Here is a 2150-nt window from a genome sequence, read left to right on the forward strand (position 1 = left end):
TTTTATAAGAATTGGAAAAACTTAGAGAAAAAGAGAAATTACTTAATTCAATATAACTAATAAATTAAATAAAAAGGAATTGAAAATGCATTTACAACAAAAAAATAATAAAAATTTTATAATATTAACAGTAGCATTTACAGTATTAATGTTAGGATTAATTTTAGGTATTTGTTGAGTTTTAAAATCTAAACAAGAACCTGCCAAAGAAGACACAAGCAAAACAACTACAAGCACAACAGGAAGCAATAACTAACTGTTTCATTTATTTAGACAACTTAATTCTAAATTTGAATTTGAATACTATATGGCAAATGCAACTTTAGATATTAAAAATAAAATGGATGACATAAAACAAGAAATCGAAAGAAAAGGAATTGAACCAACCCAAGAAGACGGTTTAAACTTCATGAAACACATAATGCAATCTTTTTTACTACCTAAACTAAAAAATAAATTATCACCAAAAGCATATAACGAATATAAACAACAGATTGATGAAGCCTTAGAACGCATTAAAGCTGCAACTTTTCAAAACCAACAATTACCAGAAATGATTAAAATAGATGATGGAATTAAACACAATAACGACTTAATTAACAACATAGATAAAGATAAATCGTTCATTGATAAAGGAAAAAATGAATCAGAAAATAACTAAACAAGCTTGGACCGTAACAAAATTAATGAATTAAAAGAAATAAAAAAAGAGATTGAAGATTATCAAAGAAAAATTGAAGAATTACAAAGAAAAATTGCTACTAAAGAAAAAGACCCCAAAATAGAACAATATCAAAAGGAATATGATGAACATATTAAAAATTTTAATTTATATCAGCAACAAATGAGGGGAATAACACCAGAAAAGGAATTACAAACTAAAATCGAATCCGAGTTAGCTGCAAAAAAAAGCAATTAAGGCAAAAAATAATCTAGAAACTGAAATTAAAAGAGACAAGATAAAATTAGATTATGCCTTAAAAGAACAACAAAATCTTTATAATGTAATATACAAAGAATTATCTCCCAAAGGAAAAGAAGAATTAAACAAAAATACTAAATAACAATTGATTAACTAAACAATCCATATATAAAGATAAAAACTATTTTCATTAAGAAAATAGTTTTTTTTATATCTTAGATTAAATTTTAATTATTTCTTTATTTGTTCCCAAACAGTAGCAGATATATAATATAAAGGAATTGAACACAAACAAACAACAACACCCCAAGCTAATAAATTAGAAAAACTAAAGTTAAAACCTTTTTTATTTGATTTAACATTTTTATTATCTTTGGTTAATTTAGTTTTATTATTATATTTCTTACTTTGTTTTAAATCATTATTGTTTTGTTTTTTCTTTTTCTTATTATCATTATTCTTATTATTTTTATTTGTTTTCATTACCCTATTTTCTTTCCTTAATATATGTCATTATAATTTATAATCAAGTCAAAGACTTACTTATATTTTAACTGGAAATAAGTTTTTTTCAACAATTTATTGCAACAAAATTAATTTATTACTAAAATACTTCCAAATTACCAAAATACTGGTATAATATATATGATTTAAGGAGGTTTTTAACTTGCAAAACTATATTCAAAAAAAAATATTACAACTTCAATTCCAAACTTTAACTCCCATCCAAAAAGAAGTCTTTTCACAATTTGAAAAACCAGGTAATCTAGTAGGAATTGCTCCTACAGGAACAGGCAAAACCCATGCTTATCTTTTACCGATATTAAGTAAAATTGATTTCCAAAAACCATTTACTCAAGCAATTATTTTAGTCCCTACCAATGATTTAGTATTTCAAGTATGGGAAATGTTTAAACAAATTGAAAAAACTAATTTTACCAAAATTCTTTACGGAGGAATGGATAAACAAAAAGCAATTGCTACTTTTGAAAAAAAACAACCTCCATTAATTATTGCAACTCCCGATAAGTTATTAGAATACGCGTTTAAACTCAAAAAAATTAACTTAAAATATGTATCTTATTTAGTCCTTGATGAAGCTGACATGATGTTTGATGAGGTATTTTTAACTTCCCTAGACCCTTTAATTAATCATCTTAAAGCCAAAATTTTATTATTTTCAGCTACCATTACCGAACAATTAAAACCTTTTATTAATCGTTATTTT

Annotated in this window: 4 protein-coding genes; 3 read left to right on the top strand and 1 reads right to left on the bottom strand. The window is 24.2% G+C overall.

Annotated elements, in window-relative coordinates:
• Window positions 1–307 precede the first annotated feature (307 nt).
• Window positions 308–661, top strand: coding sequence for a hypothetical protein (locus OYV_RS03525; protein ID WP_042068318.1), 354 nt, complete (start codon window positions 308–310; stop codon window positions 659–661).
• Between the two features lie 6 nt (window positions 662–667).
• Window positions 668–919 (top strand): hypothetical protein, encoded by a 252-nt coding sequence (locus OYV_RS03530; RefSeq protein WP_042068319.1) that lies wholly within the window; start codon window positions 668–670, stop codon window positions 917–919.
• 234 nt (window positions 920–1153) lie between these two features.
• Here OYV_RS03530 and OYV_RS03535 read toward each other — a convergent pair whose 3' ends face one another.
• Entirely contained in the window at window positions 1154–1405 is a 252-nt protein-coding gene (locus tag OYV_RS03535) for a hypothetical protein (protein ID WP_042068320.1), read from the bottom strand.
• Between the two features lie 184 nt (window positions 1406–1589).
• Here OYV_RS03535 and OYV_RS03540 point away from each other — a divergent pair.
• On the top strand, window positions 1590–2150 hold a 561-nt coding region (locus OYV_RS03540; protein ID WP_042068321.1), incomplete at its 3' end, for a DEAD/DEAH box helicase.

Source organism: 'Chrysanthemum coronarium' phytoplasma, from assembly GCF_000744065.1.
GTDB classification, from domain to species: Bacteria; Bacillota_I; Bacilli_A; order Acholeplasmatales; family Acholeplasmataceae; genus Phytoplasma; species Phytoplasma asteris.